The organism is Chryseobacterium sp. TQ-BC-N36 (assembly GCF_058382295.1).
Genome location: NZ_CM178175.1, coordinates 3,793,480 through 3,814,705, shown reverse-complemented (window position 1 = coordinate 3,814,705; position 21,226 = coordinate 3,793,480). Strand labels below are relative to the sequence as shown.

Genomic DNA, 21,226 nt, shown 5'->3' with positions numbered 1-21,226 from the left:
AAATTAGAAGTATAAATGGCTTCAAACAAAATACAATTCAGAAGTATTCATGAACTTAAAGATCCGGCTTTGAATAATAAGCTGGCTCAGAAAGAGTTTCAGGAAGAAATTCCGGTAGAAGATTTCCTTGGAGATGCTGAGAAAAACGGATCAAGTACTTCAAGAAGAGATTTCCTTAAATTATTAGGGTTCTCTACAGCAGCAGTTACATTAGCTGCCTGCGAAGCTCCGGTAATCAAAACGATTCCTTACGTGGTAAAACCACATGATATTATTCCGGGAATCCCTAACTATTACGCTTCAACTTATTTTGACGGTTTCGACTTTGCTAGTGTTTTAGTAAAAACCCGTGAAGGTAGACCTATCAAAATTGAACCCAACCCAGCTGGTGGTGACTTAGGTAAAACTAACGCAAGAGCTCAGGCAAGTGTACTTTCTCTTTATGATAACGATAAAGTAAAGCAGCCTAAACTGGATGGTAAAGACGAAACGTTCGATAAAGTAGACAGTTTTGTTATAAAAGGGTTAGAGGAAGCTAAAGCTTCAGGCAAAAAGATTGTGGTTTTATCACACTCTTTTGCTTCACCAACTTTCAAAAAGTTATTTGGTGAATTCAAAGCTAAATATCCTACAGCAGAACTGGTAACTTATGATGCTTTCCCTTATTCTGCACAATTAGACGCAGCTCAGGAAGTATTCGGACAGAGAGCATTACCTGTTTACGATCTTAAAGGATCTGAATTGGTAGTTTCTTTCCAGGCTGATTTCTTAGGGGACTATAACGCTTCAAGCTTAGAAACGTCTTATGCAGCGGCAAGAAAACCAGGAGCAAACATGTTGAGACACATTCAGGTGGAATCTAACATGTCATTAACGGGTGCTAATGCCGATTCAAGATATAGATTAAAACCAAGTGCTGTAAACAAAACTTTAGTTGAAGTTTACAATGCAATCGTAGGTGGTGGTACTTCTGATAAGACTGCAACTGAAATTGCTAACGAATTGAAGGCAAAAGGAAACAAAGCCGTTGTTTTTGCTGACGGTTCTAAAGGAGCACAGGTTTTAGCACACTTAATCAACCAAAAATTAGGTTCAGTAGCTTTCACAGGTAAAGCAAACTTCCTGAAAGAGTTCGATGGAGCAAAATACCAGGAATTCTTAGGATGGGTAAACGGTGGACAAGTAGGTGTGTTGATTACAAACAATGTAGATCCTATCTACTCTCATCCAAAAGGAGAAGATTTCAAAAAATCTTTATCAAAAGTTCCTTACGTAGTTGCTGTAGCAGATAAGAAAAATGAAATGTACAAAGCAGCGAAAGCTGTAATTCCGGTAGCTAACTGGTTAGAGTCCTGGGGAGATATCGAACCACAGACAGGAGTATATTCATTAATGCAGCCTACCATCCAGAAAATCTACAAATCAAGACAGATCGAAGAATCTTTACTGGTTTGGAAGAATGGTAAAAACAATGCAGCAAACAATTACTACGATTATTTAAAAGCAAGCTCTGCTTCTCTTTTAGGTGGTACTTCTTTCAACAAAGCATTGTATAACGGTATCAACGCTTCTACTAACTCAACAACATTATCTTACGCAGGTGGAAACGCTGCTCAGGCTGTTGCTGAACTAGGAAACTTCAAAGCTTCTGAATTAGAATTAGTACTATATACTAAGACTTCAATGGGAGACGGTACTCAGGCTAATAACCCTTGGTTGCAAGAATTACCTGACCCAATCACAAGAATGTCTTGGGATAACTATTTGACAATTTCTCCAAAAGACGCAGAAAAGTTCGGAATCGATAACGATCTTAATGCAAGAATGCAGCTAGACGGTTCTATTGTAAACCTTACTGTAAACGGAGTAACAATAAAAGATGTTCCTGTATTTGTACAACCAGGACAGGCTGAAGGATCTGTAGGTCTTGCGCTTGGTTATGGTAAGAAAAACTCAGGAGCAACTGCTGATACCGGGGTAAATGCTTATCCTTTATTTGACGGTTCTAACCTTGTTCTTTCAGGTGTTAAAATTGAAAAAACAGGAGAAGATCACGAATTTGCAGGGATCCAGCTTCAAAATACATTGATGGGTCGTTATGAGATCGCTAAAGAAGTTCCTTTAGCAGATTTCATCAACGTTGCTTTCGATGATGAGCACAAAGGATGGAACAAACCTTTGGAATACCACACTATCAGCGGAGCGCTTCCGGCAAGAAAAATTGACCTTTGGGATGCATTTGATGATACGGACGGTCCTCACTTCAACTTATCTATTGACCTGAACTCTTGTACCGGTTGTGGAGCATGTATTATTGCTTGTCAGGCAGAAAACAACGTTCCTGTAGTAGGAAAAGCAGAAGTAAGAATGTCCAGAGATATGTACTGGTTAAGAATTGACCGTTACTATTCTTCAAGACAGACAGTAGAAGTATACGAAGGATTAAAAGACGGAATGGCTGTACCAGAATTATACGGTACTGCTTTCAATAAAGAAGGAGGGGCATTAAACCACCCTGCTGATAATCCGGATGTAATCTTCCAGCCTGTAATGTGTCAGCACTGTAACCATGCTCCATGTGAAACAGTATGTCCGGTAGCGGCTACTTCACACGGTAAGCAAGGTCAAAACCATATGGCTTACAACAGATGTATCGGTACAAGATATTGTGCAAACAACTGTCCGTACAAAGTAAGACGTTTCAACTGGTTTACTTATAACCTAAATGACAAGTTCGATTTCAATATGAACAACGATTTAGGAAGAATGGTACTTAACCCGGATGTAGTTGTAAGAACTAGAGGGGTAATGGAGAAATGTTCAATGTGTATCCAAATGACTCAGAATACTATTCTTGAGGCTAAGAAAGAAGGAAGAAGAGTGAAGGATGGAGAATTCCAGACTGCTTGTTCTAAAGCTTGTTCTACCGGAGCAATGACATTTGGAGACATGAATGATAAAGATTCTGAAATTAGAAAGGTATATGCCTCTAACAGAAGATATTATTTACTGGAGGAGATCGGAACAAAACCAAACGTGTTCTATCATACTAAAGTAAGAAACAGAGTAGAAAAATAAAGTTTAAATAATAAATAGGTAAAAAATGTCAGGACATTACGAAGCTCCGATAAGGGAACCTCTAATTATTGGTCACAAAACTTATCACGATATTACAGAAGATATCGCACGACCTATCGAAGAAAGAGCAGGTAAATTATGGTGGATCTCATTATATGCTGCACTAGTTCTATTCCTCTATGGATTCGGCTGTATCGCTTACACTATCGGGACAGGTATTGGAGCATGGGGGCTTAACAGAACTATTAACTGGGGTTGGGATATTACCAACTTCGTATGGTGGGTAGGTATCGGTCACGCCGGGACCCTAATCTCAGCGGTATTATTATTATTTAGACAGAGATGGAGAATGTCTGTAAACAGATCTGCAGAGGCGATGACGATCTTTGCGGTTGTACAGGCAGCAATCTTCCCTGTAATTCACATGGGTAGAGTTTGGGTTGGATACTGGGTATTCCCATTACCAAACCAATTCGGTTCTCTTTGGGGGAACTTCAACTCTCCTCTACTTTGGGACGTATTTGCGATCTCTACGTATTTCTCAGTATCTACTGTATTCTGGTTCATGGGACTTATCCCTGACTTTGCAATGATCAGAGATAGAGCCAAGACTCCTTGGACTAAGAAGATTTATACATTCCTTGCATTCGGTTGGGGTGGTAAAGCAAAACACTGGCAAAGATTCGAAGAACTTTCTTTGGTTCTTGCAGGGTTGGCAACTCCACTTGTATTCTCAGTACACACTACCGTATCTTTTGACTTCGCGACTTCAGTAATTAAAGGATGGCACTCAACGATCTACCCTCCTTACTTCGTTGCTGGTGCGATCTTCTCAGGATTTGCAATGGTACAGACACTATTGTTGGTTGCAAGAAAGGTGTGTCACTTAGAAGAGTATATTACAATGTATCATATCGAAATTATGAACATCGTAATTATCTTAACTGGTGGTATGGTAACGGTAGCTTACGCCACTGAATATTTCATCGGATGGTACTCAGGTTCAAGATTCGAAGATTTCACATATCTTTCTCCAGGTGCTGCTGTAGGACCTTACTGGTGGGCATTCTGGTCATTGATCATCTGTAACCTTGTTGTTCCTGCTTCTTTCTGGTTCAAGAGACTAAGAACGAACATTATCTGGACATTCATTGTTGCATTAATCATCAACATCGGTATGTGGTTCGAGCGATTTGATATCATCGTTATCAACCTTTCAAGAGACTACTTACCAGGATCATGGACTATGTTTAAACCAACGATCATTGATGTGGGTGTATATTTAGGAACTATCGGATTCTTCTCTGTATTATTCTTACTATACGCAAGAACATTCCCTGTAATTGCACAGGCTGAATTAAAATCGATTTTGAAAATCTCAGGTGAAACTTATAAAGCAAAAGAAGGAGATGAGCACCACTAAAATTGTATACGGACTTTATGCTGACGACGACGATTTGATGAACGGCGTTAAAGCATTCAACGATAAAGGAATCGCAATCAACGAAGTTTATACTCCGTTTCCAGTTCACGGACTAGACAAAGCTTTAGGTTTAAAGAAAACCAGAATTTCTGATGCTGCTTTTATCTATGCTTGTTATGGAGTTACTATCGGTGCTACTTTAACCTGGTATGTAATGAACCACGACTGGCCTCAGAATATCGGTGGTAAACCAGCTTTTGACTGGGGACACAACATGCCTGCATTCGTAGTTCCAATGTTCGAATTAATGGTATTCTGTGCAGCTCACATGATGTCTTTAACTTTCTTGGTTAGAAACAAAATGTACCCAGGAGCTCCTGCTCAGAATCCTGATCCAAGAACTACTGATGATAAATTCATGATGGAATTTGTAACTGAAGATGTAGAATCTGTAAAGCAGTTGCTTATTGAAACTGGAGTTGAAGAAATAACTGTTAAAGACGCTTAAAATGAAAAAGAATGTATTAAAGATTACAGCAGTTTTAGGTTTAACAACAGTTTTACTTAACTCTTGCGGACCAAAGGAGAATACTCCGTTGGTATATTTCCCGGACATGTATTTTCCGGTAGCTTATGATCCATTGATGAAAGCTCAGGATGCTTACTCAGATCATGAAAATGAAATTCCTGCTTTTGTTAAAAATAATGGTGCAACGGGTCTTTCTCCAGTAGAAGGATCAGTTCCTCAGAATAAAGACGGTGTTTTTGAAGAAAGCTTATTACCTAAGAACGTTGACGAGTACAACGCTGGGTATGATGCTTCCAAAAAACTTACCGTATCTCCTTTGAATCCGGCTAATGCAGCTAAGGATCTTGAAAGAGGGAAAATATTGTTTGATCACACTTGTGCTGCATGTCACGGAACAGGAGGTGATGGACAAGGACCTATCGTACAAAGTGGAGCATTCTCAGGAGTACCTAACTATGCTGACAGAGAAATTACTGTAGGATCTGTTCATTATGTATTAACAAACGGTAGAAATGCCATGGGATCTTATGCGGGACAACTGAACGCTGGAGACAGATGGAGAGTAGCCATGTATGTGATGAGTGCTTTCAAAAAAGGAGCAGCAGCACCGGCAGCAGCTACAGCGGCGGCACCAGCAAAAACTGAAACGACTACCGAAACTAAAAAATAAGAAAAGAAATGTATAGTTTTTCACCAAAATTAAAATCAACTTCTATAATACTTCTTGTTGTAGGTTTAGTTCTTTTCGGTATTGGTTTCTTTATGAACAAAGGAATTTCTACTGAGAAAATAGAACAAATGATGGAAGCTGTTCATGCTTCTGGTCATACAGCTCCTACACATTCAAGTGAAATGGTTGGACCTCAGGATCACGCAGCTCACCTTGAGCATGCTACATTGCAGGTACACAACCAGCCTTTAGCAGCAATACATTTTGTAGCTGTATTTTTCTTTGGAGTAAGCTGCTGCGTATTGTTCTTCTATTCTATTCAGCACGCTGCACACGCAGGATGGCCAATCATCATTACAAGAGTAATGGAAGCTATTGCTTCTTATATCCCTTACGGTGGTGCAATCCTGGTAATCCTGATGATCTTGAACATCACTCATAATGGTCATTTATTCCACTGGATGGACCCTGAATTGACAAACCCGGATTCTCCGCATTTTGATGTGATCTTATTTGAAAAGAAAAAATTCTTAAATATTCCTTTCTATGCAGTAAGAACTTTAATCTATGTGATTGGTGCTTCTTTCTTTGCTTGGAAATTAAAAGCTCAGTCTAAGAAAGTAGACGAAACTAAATCTAAAGTTGAGTATCAGATGCTTTACAGATGGGCAGTAGGATATATCGCATTCTTTGGATTTGCTTCTGCAGCTTGGGCTTGGGACTGGTTGATGTCTATTGACCCTCACTGGTATTCTACAATGTATATCTGGTATTCAATGGTTAGCTGCCTTTCAAGTGGTATCGCTGTAATTATCTTATTAAGTGTTTATCTTAAGAAAAACGGTTTCTTACCACAGTTCAACGACAACCACTTACACGATTTAGGAGTATTCCTTTTCGCGACAAGTATGCTTTGGACTTATACATGGTTCGCACAGTTCATGCTTTACTGGTATGCAAACGTTCCGGAAGAGGTTAACTACTTCTTCGGTAGATTCCAGCACTACTCTCCTACTTTCTTGCCGATGTTGATCATCAACTTCTTATTACCATTATTGGTATTGGTAAGCAGCAGCATCAAGAGAAACTACAAAGTAGTTACAACTATGGCTGTAGTAGTTCTTTTAGGACACATCTTAGACTACTTCAACATGGTAATGCCGGGAACAGTAGGACCATACTGGAACACTCCTGAAGTATTCTTGTTAATCCTTGGAGCAATCCTGTTCGTAGCTGGGTTATTTATGTTCACTGTACTTTCAGCTTTATCTAAACTGAAACTGATTCCTACAGGAAACCCATTCTTACACGAATCTGAAATTTATGAGTATCCTTTCTAAGGACTTGTAACAAAATAAAATTATAAAAGACTGATTGTTAAACGATCAGTCTTTTTTTATGCAGATAACCGTCAGGCAACTATTCTGAACGTTATGCGTCTCTATAATGAGATCAATCACTAAAAACAAATCTTATTATGAAAACAAAACTTTTCCTTTACTCATTCTGCCTTTTCATCTATAGTTTTATTCAGGCCCAGACTATTACTTTTGTTTCTGAAAAAAGTAATCATCCTCTTCCAAGGGTTTCAGTATTTGGAAAAGATGGAACTATTCTGGCTTATTCTGATATTGAAGGTAAGATTGATAAAAAATCATTGTCTCCTTCTCAGGAGAAGTTTCAGCTGGTCTATAATAATTTTCCGGTAGCTACCCTATCTTATACTGATTTTGATCAGCCCATTATTAAAATTAATGATCAGGTAAAGGAAATCGAAACAGTAGTTATCAAAAACAGCAAACCTGCCAAGTACATTTTCATCAAAGGAAATTTTAATGCCTACGTAACGGTGAATAATAAGTTGAACAGTTATGCAGATGGAATTGTAACTTATATCTTCGACAACAAAACAAAAAAACTGAAGAGCACCAATGTGGAGCAGTACAGGATATTCAGGCTTACAGAAGCTAAAAACGAAAAGAAAGAGACTTCTTCATGGGATTATGGAAATTCCCTGAATATTCCAAAACTTAAAAATGTGGGAAACCCTGAAGAATATAAAACTAACAAAAATGTAATCCGTGAATTGAAAGGTGATCGCAAAGATCAGATAGAAGTTACAGGCGGAATTCTCCGGGAAAAAGAATTTTCATTCTTCGGCTACAGATTTTATGATATCAGAACCATTTTAAATATGTCCTTCGAAAAGGGATCAGAAAAAACCTTAAAAGACTTCCTCGAATACAACGAACTGTTTTTTGTGAAACTTAAACATAAAAGTGAACCGGATTATAATCAGATTGCTGGCTATACTAATTTCTATCCCACAGAATTAAGCTTTAATAATGACAACGACATTGAAAAAGTAAAATTTAATAAAGAAAACAGTAACTATCAGATTCCCTATTGGCAGGATGCTTCGTTTCCGAATATGCAGACAATTTTTAGCAGCTTCTTTAAAGGAGACCTTAAAGAGATGCCTAATAAACAATAACACTTCACAATATGAAAAAAGTATTATCTCTTATTTTCATGACCATGCTATGTATTGGAAATGCTCAGAACTCAGCCCATCGCTTTTTTTATGAATTATCTTACAGACCCAATAAAGATTCCCTGCAATATGAAAAGGAGATCATGATTCTGGATATTGATAAAGAGCAATCTGTATATCAATCTTATGAACTTACTGTTTTAGATTCACTTTCTAATGACATCATCTCTAAAAGTGAAAAAAATGGAACTATGCCGGATTTAGCCAATATGCCGGATCGTAAACCAATACCATTTTCGCACAGAATTTTCAAAAAATATCCGATACAGAATGTGCTCTATACGGACATTATTTTCAATGATGATTACTCCTATATCGAAACACCTCCCATCACATGGACAATAAGCAATGAAAAAGGAAAAATGGAAAATTACACTGTCCAAAAAGCAGAAACAGCTTATGGAGGAAGACTGTGGACTGCCTGGTTTACAACCGACCTTCCATTTCAGGATGGCCCCTATAAATTTTATGGGCTTCCGGGTTTAATCATTCAGATAGAAGATTCAGAGAAAAATTACTCCTGGGAACTAAAGGGAAACAGAAAAATAGACCAAATTAAAAATATACTTCTTCTTGAAAAATTTAACAAAAAAAATTCAAACCCAGGAATACGCCAGCTCCCCAAAGAAAAATTCGAAGAAAAATACAATGAGTATAAAAAAGATCCATTCGCTCAAATAAGGCAGATGGCTTCACAGCTTCCTTCCAATATGAGACTGCCAGATGGTTCCTCTATTACAGATGGAATGCGGGAGGCAGATAAAAAGGCAAAAGAAATGGCAAAAAAGAATAATAACAGCATTGAAATTTCCCGGAAAAAGTAATAAAATAGGCTGGAAAGATAAAATAAAAAATAAAATCCTGTATTAATAAAGGTTTTATTAAATTTGCAACAAACCAAATAAAAATGAAAAAGTTTTCTTTTCTACTTGTTTTCAGCCTGTTGCTTTTTACAGCATGCAAGAAAGACCATGTAGATGCTACGAATACTAAAACACTGCAGTCAAGTATCAACGATATGACTTCCAGTTTACCTACCATTAAGCAGATTAAGTTTAATGAGGCCCTTTATATCCTTAAAACATTTGGTGTAGAAGCCGATGGTGATATCAATGAGCTAAAGGCACTGGGAAAACTCATCAACGGAAAAAAAGTTCCTGAGATCATGGCACTTGCTGACGAGGTTGCACAGAAAAATGGAATAGAATGGGCCAGTACGGCTCCTCCATCACTGGGAGAAATGAATATCTTCGGGGATGATAAAGCTAAAGAAAGTGACCCTAACGATGTAAAAGCAGGAGCATTAAGCCTTGTGACAAGACCTACAGGAGATGATGGAACAGGAGCTCCCACAGCCATTCAGGTTGTTCCAAGACTTGTAGATGCTGCCGGAAACCCGGTATCATTCACAGGAGCCGGTCTCGAAGCTACATTGGAAGTTTTCAGTAATGGTGTAAGATTGGCAACAGCCAAAAACCTGATGCAGGATAATAATTTCAAAGGATTCAACCTTAAGTTCTCCTCTATTCCTGCTGCAAAAGTAGTAGATAACAAAATAGACATCACTGTTTCTGTAAAAACCACTGCAAAGACCTTCAAAATGTCAAAAATAGGTCTTGATGTAAATGCCGCAGCCCTAAAAGTTCCAGCCATCCCAAAAACAGACTCTACCGCTGTACCGGAACAACCAAGTGCTGTAATAGATCCAAACAATCCGGCAGCTGCTTCCGGAACTACTACGGACCCTTCTGCAGTTGCTCCAGCAACACCAGCCACTCCAAAGCAACCGACCACAGACCCTAAAAATACAGTAAGTAAATTTTTGAATAGCGTAAGCTCTCAGAATTTAAAAGCAGCTTACGAAACATCCAGCAATCCAAGCTGGGGAAGCTATGAATCGTTCTCAAATCCCACCTCAGGTTTCGGATCGGTAAAAAATGTAAGCGTAAAAAATATTACAACCAGTGGTGCTACGCCTAACAGCGCCAGTGTAAACGCAACTTATGATGTAACGGATAAAAGTGGTAAGACTACTTCTTTAAAAGTAACTTTCGGACTTAAAAATGTAAATGGAGACTGGAAAATTTCCAGCTATAAAATCAATCAATAAATGGCTTCAGCAGAACTGATCAAGAAATTAGAGGAGACAATTGAAAATATTCCTGATTTTCCCATTCCGGGGATTCAATTCAAGGATATTTCTCCAATCTTTTTAAATCCGAAGCTTTACGAAGATGTAATCGCAGATCTTGCAGCTTTCAGTAAAGGGAAAATAGATGCAGTCTGCGGAATAGAGAGCCGGGGTTATCTTTTCGGAATTGCCATTGCAGTAGCATTGGAAGTTCCGTTTATCTTAATCAGAAAAGCAGGAAAACTACCCCCTCCCATTATTTCAGAGAAATACGATCTTGAATATGGAAGCGCTGTTATTGAAACCAGAGACGGGCAGATAAAGCCGGGACAAAGGGTTTTGATTCACGATGACCTTTTAGCGACCGGGGGAACAACTGAAGCAGCGGCAAAGCTTGTTGAGAAACAAGGAGCAACCGTTTCACAATTCAGCTTCCTGATCGGGTTAAAAGGATTGGGTGGTGATGAGAAATTGAAAAAATTTGGTGCTGAAGTCTACCATATTTTAGAATACTAGATACTGCACAGTCAGCATTAAAGATCAGAAATGGAAAATCTGAGAGCTCATTTCGAAGAAATAATTGAATTGACTGATGATGAATTTGCTTACATCCTTTCTCACTTCACTCCAAAAAAACTAAAAAAACACCAGTACCTCATTCAAAAAGATGATAATGTTCATCATACCTATTGGGTACGGAAAGGGTTATTGAAGGCGTCATATACTGATGAAAAAGAAAAGGAACACATTATACAGTTTGCGATGGAAAATTGGTGGATTACAGATTATCAGGCCTATTTTACCCATACAAAAGCCATATTTAATGTAGACTGCCTCGAAAATACAGAGCTTCTCTGTTTATCTTATGAAAACCGGGAAAAACTGTGCAAGGAAATGCAAAAGGTAGAGCACTTTTTCAGAAAAAAAGCCAACAGTGGATTTGTTGCACTGCAAAAAAGAATGCTTTCCCTTTTATCCGATAATATAAAAGAACGCTATGAAGTTCTCCTTGCCCAATATCCTGACCTTTTTCAAAGAGTTTCAAAAACCGTAATTGCATCTTATCTTGGCGTTTCAAGAGAATCCCTGAGCCGCCTGCATTCAAAATAGTGAGATTCGTCACAAAATATTTGTGAGATTCGTCCTTTTACATTCCATCATATACATCCATTTTTGTAGTAAAATTTCACTAAAAATAGATGTAGATATGTACACCCTGAAAAAAATGATTCTCCTATGTTTGTTTATAATAAACATCACGGCTTATACTCAGAAAACAAGCCGCAAAGTTCAGATGAGCACCTTTGCGGAAAGCCAGCAGCAATGGACTGGTATTGCTATTTCAAAAAAAGATCACGTTTTTGTTAATTTTCCGAGGTGGTCTCAGAAAACACCCGTTTCTGTAGCAGAAATTATTGATGGGAAAACCATTCCTTTTCCTGATCTGCGCTGGAATAGCTGGACTCAAAACACGGCAGGTAACAATCAGTTTATTTGTGTTCAAAGTATATATGCAGATCATACAAACTTACTTTGGGTGTTGGATACGGGTTACGAACTTTCCACCGATACAACGAAGGGTGCCCGTTTATACTGTTTTGATCTCAGTAATAATACTCTCACGCATGAATACTTTTTATCTGCAGAAAAAATAACAGAAAAAGCATATTTAAATGATTTCAGGATAGACCATAAAAATCATGCTGTTTACTTTACAGATTCTCAGGTAGGCGGCATTGTAATCTTAGACTTAAATACGAATGAAGTAAAAAGGGTTCTTGCCCATCATTATTCTACCTTGACCGAAGTAGACCAAATTGTAATAGAAGGCTATGAAAGAAAGCATCCTGTACATTCAGACGGAATAGAGCTTGATGCCACAGGAAACTATTTATATTATTGTTCACTGATGGGTAAAAACGTTTACAGAATCCCTGTTGCGTCATTATTGGACAAAAAGATTTCAGAAGCCATGCTGGAAACAAAAGTGGAGAAGTATGCACAGACCGGAGCCAATGATGGAATTATCTTCAATAAAAAAGGAGAGCTTTTTCTCAGCAGTTTAGAAAAAAATGCCATCAGTAAAATAGATAAAAAGGGAATTTTTACCGAAGTAATACACAACGAAGATATCAAATGGCCTGATTCATTTGCTTTTGACACCCATGGAAACCTCTATTTTACAACATCCCAAATACACTTACCGAAAGAAAAAAGAAGCACTTATAAAATATTTAAATTAAAGTTTTAAAAACAAAACCAGGAAATCTTTTGATATTTAAAGCCACAAAAAGCAATAATCATAATTTATATTTTGTAAATCATTCAGAAACAATTAAATTTGCATTTCAATTTTTAAAAACTTATGGCAAAATTGGGAAAGAGTGCTCAGAACGAGCAAGAAGGTAAAGAAACAGTTGAGTTCTTTAAAGATCTTGACAGAGAAGCTTTAAACACTGAAAGATTTGTTGAAAAATATTCAAAACCTCTTGGTTTTATATTTGGGGCATTGCTTTTAGGAGTTTTAGGATTCTTTGCTTACAAGCAATTTGTAATTGCACCAAAAAACGCTGAAGCTGTGAAAAGTTTCCTTGCTGCTCAGAAAAATCTTGCAGAAGGTAAAGATAAAGATGCTTTGGGTGGAAAATCAGCAGCTAACCCTGGTTTTATAGGTACAGCTAATGAATATTCTTCTACCGATATCGGTAAACTTTCTGCTTACAATGCCGGTTTATTAAAATTCAAAGAAGGAAAGTTCCAGGAAGCTTATGATCTTTTGGATAAATTTTCATCCAAAAACAAAACTTTAATGGCAATGAAGTACGGAGCTATGGCAGATGCAAAATCAGGCCTTAATAAAAATGACGAGGCATTGTCTTTATTAGACCAGGCAGCATCAGCATCTGACGATCCTTATACAACCTATTACTTTACAAGAAAAGCAGGTATCGTTGCATTAGGATTGAAGAAAAATGCAGAAGCCAAAAAATACTTCGCTACAATTGACGAGAAATATCAGGACTACGACAACGGAATGTCTGATTCTTATATTGAAATGACTAAATATTACTAAAAAATGGCAACAGTTAATCTTTCCGATTACAAGCCACTTCATATAACGAATGCCGAAGATTTTTCTATCGGCATTGTTTTTTCTGAGTGGAATGATTTTGTAACGTACAACCTTCGTGATGCAGCTTTGGAAATCCTTGAAAAAGAAGGTGTAAAATCTGAAAACATTAAGCTTTTCCCGGTTCCGGGAGCTTTTGAATTAAGCTATGCAAGCATGCAGCTGTGCAAAGAGAGAAAATATGATGCGGTAATCTCTATCGGATGCGTAATCCGTGGGGAGACTCCACATTTTGATTATGTATGCTCTGCAGTAGCACAGGGTATCAAAGACTGCAATATCATGACAGATACGCCTACTATTTTCTGTGTATTGACAGATGATACAAAGGAACAATCTATCGCTAGAAGCGGTGGTGATCTTGGGAACAAAGGTGTGGAAGCCGCTGTAACAGCTCTCAGAATGATCGATTTTAAAAAGAAATTATCCGATAAAAAAGGGAATATCGGCTTTGGACACTCTTAAACCAGATTCGCCTTAACAAAATATAATGAGGACTATTTTTTAATAGTCCTTTTTTATTGGTATATTTCTAAAATAAATCTTTTTAGCAGAGAGCATGTTTTTGTTTTTTTATATCAAAAGTTCTGTACAAAAACTATCTTTGTGTAAACTAATAAAGACAGTACATACATGTTTTTAAGAAAAATAAAACCGTTCCTATATTTAGGAGTTTTTTATCTTATTATTTCGTTGATAATAAGAACAATATTCTTTTTCCATCCTATTACTACAGCCAGTTTTGGATTTTTTGAAGTCATAAAGGTCCTGCTCATAGGCCTGGTGAATGATGTTTTTGTTTTCATATTGGCCAGTTCTCTTCTCGCCCTTTATTTCCTCTTCTTATCCAATTCAAAATATAGAAAACCTTACGGTTACATTATTCTGGGAGCACTGGTTCTGTTCTTTCTTTATATTTGGCTTGTACCAAACAATATTTTTAAGCAGTACGGTGGCTCTGTCATGGAAATTGCCCTTGTCTTCGTAGGAATAAAGACTCTTTTCTTCGGATTGATGCTTTTCCTTCCTGCACAAAGAATAAAAATCCGGAACACATTATATTTCACCACATTATTTTTATATGTTCTCCTGATTATCTTTAACGGAGTAAGTGAATACTTCTTTTATAATGAATTCGGGGTACGCTATAATTTTATTGCAGTAGATTATCTTATCTATACAAATGAAGTGATCGGAAATATCATGGAAAGTTATCCGGTTATTCCATTATTTTCCGGGATCATGATTGTCACTCTTACGATCACATGGTTCATTTATAAAAAAACAAAAAACGAACTGCTGGAACTTCCTGATTTTAAACAAAAAATGGTACTTCTGGGCTGTTTTATAGTGCTTTGCGCTCTCAGTTCACTGGCTATACCTTCTTTGATGCAGATCAGGTCAGACAATGTTTTTGCTGACGAAATTGAAGCGAACGGAATTCCAAAATTTTATTGGGCCTTTACGCATAATGAACTGGATTATTTCCAGTTTTATCCGCAGATTAACCAGCAGCAGGCTGAAAAAAATTTCCTGAGCCAGTATCCACAGCATACATTATCAAGAGCAGTTACCGCCGAGCAGCCGGAAATGAAAAAGAATGTAGTATTGATCTCTATTGAAAGCCTTTCTGCAGATTTCATGGAACATTACGGCAATACACAGAAGATCACTCCTTTCTTGGACAGTCTTGCAGACAGATCACTGATGTTTACAAACTTGTATGCCACCGGTAACAGAACGGTACGCGGGCTGGAAGCATTAACCTTGTGTATTCCGCCTACTGCGGGAGAAAGTATCATCAAAAGAGATGACAATAAAAATAAATTCACAACCGGGAGTGTCTTTAAATCCAAAGGATACGATGTTAAGTTTTTATATGGAGGCTACAGCTATTTCGATAATATGCAGGATTTCTTCCAGGGAAACGGGTATGATATCGTAGACAGAAACAACTTTAAACCGGAAGAGATCACGTTTGCCAATGTTTGGGGTGTTGCTGATGAAGATATGGCCAAAAAAGCGATCCAGGTAATGAATGCTGAAGCTAAATCAGGGAAACCGTTTTTCAATCACTGGATGACAGTCTCCAATCACAGACCGTTTACATATCCTGATGGAAGAATCGATATTCCCGGAACAGCAAAATCACGTGAAGGAGGGGTAAAATACACTGATTATTCTCTTAAACTGTTCTTTGATATGGCTAAAAAACAGGACTGGTATAAAAATACAGTCTTTGTCATTATTGCTGACCATTGTGCTTCAAGTGCCGGAAAAACAGAGCTTCCGATGGACAAATACAGAATTCCCGCAATGATCTTTTCTGAAGGATTTATTGAGCCTCAGAAGTTTAATGCCCTGATGTCTCAGATAGATCTGATGCCTACCCTTTTCGGATTACTGAATTTCAGTTATCAGTCTAAATTTTTAGGACAGGATGTCTTCAGACAGGAATTCCAGCCTAAAGCCTATGTGGCTACTTATCAGGATCTGGGGCTTATAAAAGACGGACGCCTCACCATTATCTCTCCGGTGAAAAAAGTAAAACAGTATTCATTGGAACTGGAAAAAAGCGACCTTGCCCCGGAATTTAAGCTGTATTACGACGAAAATTTATTAAAAAAGCCGGATCAGAAACTGGTAGATGATGCTGTATCAGCCTATCAGTCTACTTCCTACTGGCTAAAAACGAAACAACTTAACAGATAAATATCTAGATATTTTTCGCATATAGTTTGGCTTAAAATATTTAAATTAACCGATAAATTTATTAGTATGAAATGGACAGACGACAGAGGCGGAAACGTTGATGACCGCCGTGGTTCAGGAGGTGGAAGTGGCGGTATGATCGTAGGAGGCGGACTCGGAACCTTAATTATAGCCGCCATCGTATTCTTTTTGGGTGGTGACCCATCCGGTATTTTGAATTCCGGCAGTATACAGTCTTCAGGAAATTCCGGAGAACAAAGAGAACTCACTGCCGGTGAAAAGCAGGTTGGAGAAATGGTCGACATGATGGCCAAATGGAATATCCTTACCTGGGATCAAATCTTCAAGGAAAATGGAATGACATACAGTGCTCCTCAGGTAGTTCTTTTCGAAAATACAACTTCTTCAGCATGTGGTACAGCGCAGTCTGCCATGGGACCATTTTATTGTCCGGCTGATCAGAAAGTTTATATGGATATGAGCTTCTTCAATGAACTTCAGCAAAAGTTTGGCGCCAAAGTAACCGAATTTACAGTAGCTTACGTTCTGGCTCATGAAGTAGGCCATCATGTTCAGACACTTCTGGGAACTACCCAAAAAGTAGATGCATTAAGAAGAAGTGGAAGATATTCTGAAGAACAAATGAACAGAGTTTCTGTTGCTACAGAATTGCAGGCAGATTTTTATGCCGGCGTCTGGGCAAAAAGAACCAATGACAGCAAACATATCCTGGAACCTGGAGATATTGAGTCCGCCATAGATGCTGCTGAAGCTGTTGGAGATGACAACATTCAGAGAAGAGCACAGGGCTATGTAAACCAGGAAAGCTTTACCCACGGATCCTCTGCGCAACGTAAAGAATGGTTTATGAAAGGGTACAACACCGGAGATATCAGACAAGGTGATACTTTCAACCAACTGTTGAAATAGTTTCACCATAGCTATTATCATATAAAATAAAATGCGGCCTTAGATGAAGACCGCATTTTTCATTTATTGCAATTCGATTGGATTAGAATTTCTCTTAGCTTCTTCTTTTATCCGCTCCTCCATTCTCTTTCTCATATCGGCAGGATTCTGATTTCCTCCCCCGCCAGGGCCTCCAATTCTCATGGGTGCAGCTACACTACCACCCTGATTCATAAATGACATTGGATCTGTTTTAAACTTTTGCTGCTGTTTTACAAAATCAGCTCTTTTTACTTTTAAAGTATTTCCAAACTGATTCAAAGTCGGAAACTCCGCGATTTTGTAATTTTTCATAAGATCAAAAGAATAATCTCCTTTATCATCTTCTATTTTTACAATCAGTCCCGGAAGTCCACCAAATTTATATGGACCGTCCTGATAAGGAAGATCCGTGGTAAACCAGGCAGTCCATTTTCTTCCTCCAAAATCAGTTTCCGCTTTCTGAACTTTATATTCGCCTATTTTTCTAGTTTCTGATTCAATTTTCCAGTTCAGCGGTCTGTCTTCTTCATACGAATAGATGTCACGGCCAATCCTGTCTTTGAAGTAAGTCTTTTGACCGGTCTTATCCTTTTCTACAGAATAGTTGATATTGGATCTCAAACTTTCCATCTGGTCCCTGTTGATACTTCCTCTTCCGCCTCCGCCTTGAAATGCCTTTTGCATAATAGAATCTCTTTTGATTCTGTTTTCAGAATAAAACAAAGATTTTTCCGGAGAAATATCCAGATAAGCATTTTCAGTCTTGATATCTGTTTTATTTTCCGCATCAGGTTTCATAGTGACCTGATACACAAATCTGTTTGTCTGTGCAGAAACATTCTGTATGAAGAGTGCCAATGCGATAATACCTAATTTTTTCATTTATATTTTTATTTATTTTAATTCAATTGGATTCTGGGCTGTATTGGTAAAAGAAGGTACTTCTCCAGACGAACCTGTTGAGACCGGTATTCCTTGATTTTCATCTCCCATTCCCCGGTGCATTCCGTCACCACTGTGACCACCGCCTCTCATTCCTCCTCCATTCATTCCTCCACCCATGCCGCCACGATGTCTTCCGCCACCAAAATTCATATTTCCACCACCATTATTTCCTGCCATTGCCTTTCTGCTTTTACCAAACTCAAGTTCCAGAGCTGCTTTATCACCATGGAAATTAATCCTTGTACTTTGTTTAGCATCAGGATCTATCTGTTCTTCAAAGGCATTTTTAATCATCATTTTTTTAACAAGATCAAATTTATAATCTCCTTTGTCATCTTCCAGTTTTACAATCAGTCCTGGCAGTCCTGAGAATTTGTAAGGCCCGTCAGACAAAGGAATCTCTTTCGTGAACCATGCCGTCCAGACTCTTCCGCCAAATTCTGTCACTGCCTTTTGGGTCGAATATCCGTTTTGTTTTTCAACAGCATTTGTCACTTCCCATTTTATGGGCCTGTCTTCCTCATAGTAAATTTGCTTTCCGGCAGCTTTTTCATAATAATACACTTTCTGTTCCGGAATAACCTTGGTAATAAAATATTCAAAAAAAGTAGGTTCAAGATGTTTTCTCCCCTCCATTTTTGAAAAATCTCTTTCCTCTTTTTTCTGAGTTTCTTTCGCTTCTGATCTTATAGAAGTAAAAAGAGAGTCTCTTTTCAGTTTATTCTCACTGATAAATAGAGAACGTCCCTCTTTAATATCCAGAAAAGTTCTTTCACTTTTCATACTGACCAGATTGATTGAATCCGGGTTAACCAGTGTTTCATACACAAATCTTGTTGTCTGCCCATAAGATACCGTGATGAAGAACAATACAAAAAAAGCAGTTATTTTTTGTTTCATTACCAATTTTCTTTATAGATCGAAAATAGCTTTCAAAGTTAAAATAAGGAAAGAAATCTTCACATCATAAGATAAATTCACTTGATTTTATCATTAATAACGGTATATAAAACAGCTATTAATATCAGAATCATTAAAATAGATATCTTCGATTTGAGATTGCGGAAATTAGTTCGTATTTTTGCATCATTAAATCATTCTAAATAAATACAATGATAAAAGTATCAGACCATGCAAAGGAGAAAGCCATCCAGTTGATGACGGAAGATGGTTTTAACCCTGCTGAAGATTATATAAGAGTAGGGGTGAAAAGCGGCGGATGCTCTGGTTTAGAGTATGTTTTAAAGTTTGACAACCAAAAAACAGACGCAGATCAGATTTTTGAAGATAATAACATCAAAATTATTATAGATAAAAAATCCATCCTTTATTTAGCAGGAACAACTCTTGAGTATTCAGGAGGATTGAACGGAAAAGGGTTTGTTTTTAACAACCCGAATGCATCCAGAACATGCGGATGTGGGGAATCATTTAGTCTTTAGAGAAAAGACATTAGATCCTAGATTTCAGACCTCAGAGCTATTCTGACTTCTGAAATCTAAAATCTGAAATCTAAAAAAAAATAATGAGTAAATATACAGAAGACGATTTAAGAGTCGATCTAGAAAATAAAAAATATGAATTCGGCTGGGAAACGAAGATTGATTATGAAGATTTCCCGATCGGTTTAAATGAGGATATCATCCGTGCGATCTCTGCTAAAAAAGAAGAGCCTGAATGGATGACTGAATGGCGTCTGGAATCTTTCAAAATCTGGCAGAAAATGGTAGAGCCTGAATGGGCAAATATCAAATATGAAAAACCAGATTTTCAGGCAATCCGTTACTATGCTGCTCCTAAAGTAAAACCAGAGCTGGCAAGCCTTGATGAAGTAGATCCTGAATTATTGAAAACATTCGAAAAGCTAGGGATTAATATCGAGGAACAAAAAAGGCTTTCAGGAGTTGCCGTAGATATTGTCATGGACTCCGTTTCTGTGAAAACCACTTTCCAGGATACATTGGCAGAAAAAGGAATTATCTTCTGTTCTATTTCTGAGGCCATTAAAAACCATCCTGATTTAGTAAGAAAATATCTTGGAAAAGTAGTTCCGAGAGGGGATAACTTTTACGCAGCATTAAATTCCGCAGTATTCTCTGACGGAAGTTTCTGTTATATTCCTAAAGGAGTAAGATGTCCAATGGAACTTTCCACTTATTTCCGTATCAACCAGGCAGGAACAGGACAGTTTGAAAGAACTCTTGTAATTGCAGATGAAGGCAGTTATGTTTCTTATCTTGAAGGATGTACAGCACCATCAAGAGATGAGAACCAGCTTCACGCAGCCGTTGTTGAGCTTATTGCATTAGACGATGCTGAAATCAAATATTCAACGGTTCAGAACTGGTATCCGGGTAATGAAGAAGGAAAAGGAGGGGTATTCAATTTTGTAACCAAAAGAGGACTTTGCGAGAGAAATGCAAAAATCTCATGGACGCAGGTAGAAACCGGTTCAGCAGTAACATGGAAATATCCGTCTTGTATCCTTAAAGGAGACAATTCTATCGGTGAGTTCTACTCTATTGCAGTAACCAACAACCATCAGTATGCTGATACAGGAACAAAAATGATCCACATTGGTAAAAACACCAAATCAACGATCATTTCCAAAGGTATTTCCGCAGGAAAATCTCAGAACTCATACAGAGGGCTGGTGAAGGTAATGCCTTCTGCAAAAGGCGCCAGAAACTTCTCCCAGTGTGATTCTTTGCTGATGGGTAATGAATGTGGTGCTCACACTTTCCCTTATATAGAAATCAAAGATCCTTCCGCACAGTTAGAGCACGAAGCTACTACTTCAAAAATCGGGGAAGATCAGATTTTCTACTGTAATCAGAGAGGTATTGATACTGAAAGAGCTATTGCATTGATCGTAAATGGCTTCAGTAAAGAAGTTCTAAATAAACTTCCAATGGAGTTTGCTATTGAAGCTCAGAAACTACTTGAAATTTCATTAGAAGGATCAGTAGGATAATCTTTTAAAAGGATTTTCAGATAAAAACCAACTGATTTAAAGGCAAGGTTTTCAGTGTTTTTATCGGATGATTAACCGTTATCAACGGAAGATAAATTATAATCTTCACAGAAGGTTATTAGTAAAATA

19 protein-coding genes are annotated in these 21,226 nt (G+C 37.7%); 17 read left to right on the top strand and 2 right to left on the bottom strand.

What is annotated here, in order from left to right:
• The first annotated feature begins 15 nt into the window (after positions 1 to 15).
• The 15 genes from AC3FI7_RS17140 to ypfJ all read left to right on the top strand — a co-directional run bounded on the left by AC3FI7_RS17140 (position 16) and on the right by ypfJ (position 17,157).
• Positions 16 to 3,078, top strand: coding sequence for a TAT-variant-translocated molybdopterin oxidoreductase (locus AC3FI7_RS17140; RefSeq protein ID WP_142723427.1), 3,063 nt, complete (start codon positions 16 to 18; stop codon positions 3,076 to 3,078).
• A 25-nt stretch (positions 3,079 to 3,103) separates the two neighbouring features.
• Positions 3,104 to 4,501, top strand: coding sequence for an NrfD/PsrC family molybdoenzyme membrane anchor subunit (gene nrfD, locus AC3FI7_RS17135; protein ID WP_002982402.1), 1,398 nt, complete (start codon positions 3,104 to 3,106; stop codon positions 4,499 to 4,501).
• Complete coding sequence (locus AC3FI7_RS17130) at positions 4,488 to 5,009, top strand: DUF3341 domain-containing protein (protein WP_027371993.1); 522 nt, start codon at positions 4,488 to 4,490, stop codon at positions 5,007 to 5,009. Before nrfD ends, AC3FI7_RS17130 begins: the two co-directional genes overlap by 14 nt.
• A 1-nt stretch (position 5,010) precedes the next feature.
• Positions 5,011 to 5,700, top strand: coding sequence for a c-type cytochrome (locus AC3FI7_RS17125; RefSeq protein WP_142723428.1), 690 nt, complete (start codon positions 5,011 to 5,013; stop codon positions 5,698 to 5,700).
• 8 nt (positions 5,701 to 5,708) lie between these two features.
• Positions 5,709 to 7,040 (top strand): quinol:cytochrome C oxidoreductase, encoded by a 1,332-nt coding sequence (locus tag AC3FI7_RS17120; protein WP_142723429.1) that lies wholly within the window; start codon positions 5,709 to 5,711, stop codon positions 7,038 to 7,040.
• Between the two features lie 137 nt (positions 7,041 to 7,177).
• Positions 7,178 to 8,194 carry a hypothetical protein gene (locus AC3FI7_RS17115; protein ID WP_142723430.1) on the top strand — a complete coding sequence of 339 codons (1,017 nt, stop codon included), beginning with the start codon at positions 7,178 to 7,180 and terminating at the stop codon, positions 8,192 to 8,194.
• 11 nt (positions 8,195 to 8,205) lie between these two features.
• The gene (locus AC3FI7_RS17110) at positions 8,206 to 9,078 is read left to right on the top strand and encodes a GLPGLI family protein (RefSeq protein WP_343660419.1); all 873 of its coding nucleotides are present in this window, start codon (positions 8,206 to 8,208) and stop codon (positions 9,076 to 9,078) included.
• 83 nt (positions 9,079 to 9,161) lie between these two features.
• Positions 9,162 to 10,364: a hypothetical protein gene (locus AC3FI7_RS17105; protein ID WP_343660421.1), complete on the top strand. Its 1,203-nt coding sequence runs from the start codon at positions 9,162 to 9,164 to the stop codon at positions 10,362 to 10,364.
• A complete protein-coding gene (locus tag AC3FI7_RS17100) occupies positions 10,365 to 10,901 on the top strand; it encodes an adenine phosphoribosyltransferase (RefSeq protein ID WP_142723433.1) in 537 nt (178 codons plus the stop codon). It abuts the gene before it with no gap.
• Positions 10,902 to 10,931: 30 nt separating this feature from the next.
• A complete protein-coding gene (locus AC3FI7_RS17095; protein ID WP_491460576.1) occupies positions 10,932 to 11,495 on the top strand; it encodes a Crp/Fnr family transcriptional regulator in 564 nt (187 codons plus the stop codon).
• A 130-nt stretch (positions 11,496 to 11,625) separates the two neighbouring features.
• Entirely contained in the window at positions 11,626 to 12,636 is a 1,011-nt protein-coding gene (locus tag AC3FI7_RS17090; RefSeq protein ID WP_491460575.1) for an SMP-30/gluconolactonase/LRE family protein, read from the top strand.
• A gap of 114 nt (positions 12,637 to 12,750) precedes the next feature.
• A complete protein-coding gene (locus tag AC3FI7_RS17085; protein WP_142723436.1) occupies positions 12,751 to 13,458 on the top strand; it encodes a YfgM family protein in 708 nt (235 codons plus the stop codon).
• A 3-nt stretch (positions 13,459 to 13,461) separates the two neighbouring features.
• On the top strand, positions 13,462 to 13,980 hold the full coding sequence (gene ribH / locus AC3FI7_RS17080) for a 6,7-dimethyl-8-ribityllumazine synthase (RefSeq protein ID WP_002982386.1): 519 nt from the start codon (positions 13,462 to 13,464) through the stop codon (positions 13,978 to 13,980).
• Positions 13,981 to 14,148: 168 nt separating this feature from the next.
• Entirely contained in the window at positions 14,149 to 16,227 is a 2,079-nt protein-coding gene (locus tag AC3FI7_RS17075; RefSeq protein ID WP_491460574.1) for an LTA synthase family protein, read from the top strand.
• A 66-nt stretch (positions 16,228 to 16,293) separates the two neighbouring features.
• Positions 16,294 to 17,157, top strand: coding sequence for a KPN_02809 family neutral zinc metallopeptidase (gene ypfJ, locus AC3FI7_RS17070; RefSeq protein ID WP_142723438.1), 864 nt, complete (start codon positions 16,294 to 16,296; stop codon positions 17,155 to 17,157).
• Positions 17,158 to 17,220: 63 nt separating this feature from the next.
• On the opposite strand, the gene AC3FI7_RS17065 is transcribed toward ypfJ, so the two are convergent.
• Entirely contained in the window at positions 17,221 to 18,060 is an 840-nt protein-coding gene (locus tag AC3FI7_RS17065; RefSeq protein ID WP_491460573.1) for a GLPGLI family protein, read from the bottom strand.
• A gap of 12 nt (positions 18,061 to 18,072) precedes the next feature.
• Complete coding sequence (locus AC3FI7_RS17060) at positions 18,073 to 19,023, bottom strand: GLPGLI family protein (RefSeq protein ID WP_491460572.1); 951 nt, start codon at positions 19,021 to 19,023, stop codon at positions 18,073 to 18,075.
• Positions 19,024 to 19,235: 212 nt separating this feature from the next.
• On the opposite strand from AC3FI7_RS17060, the gene AC3FI7_RS17055 reads away from it, so the two are divergent.
• Positions 19,236 to 19,565 carry a HesB/IscA family protein gene (locus tag AC3FI7_RS17055; RefSeq protein ID WP_101238641.1) on the top strand — a complete coding sequence of 110 codons (330 nt, stop codon included), beginning with the start codon at positions 19,236 to 19,238 and terminating at the stop codon, positions 19,563 to 19,565.
• An 83-nt stretch (positions 19,566 to 19,648) separates the two neighbouring features.
• On the top strand, positions 19,649 to 21,097 hold the full coding sequence (gene sufB, locus AC3FI7_RS17050; RefSeq protein WP_142723441.1) for a Fe-S cluster assembly protein SufB: 1,449 nt from the start codon (positions 19,649 to 19,651) through the stop codon (positions 21,095 to 21,097).
• Positions 21,098 to 21,226: the final 129 nt, after the last annotated feature.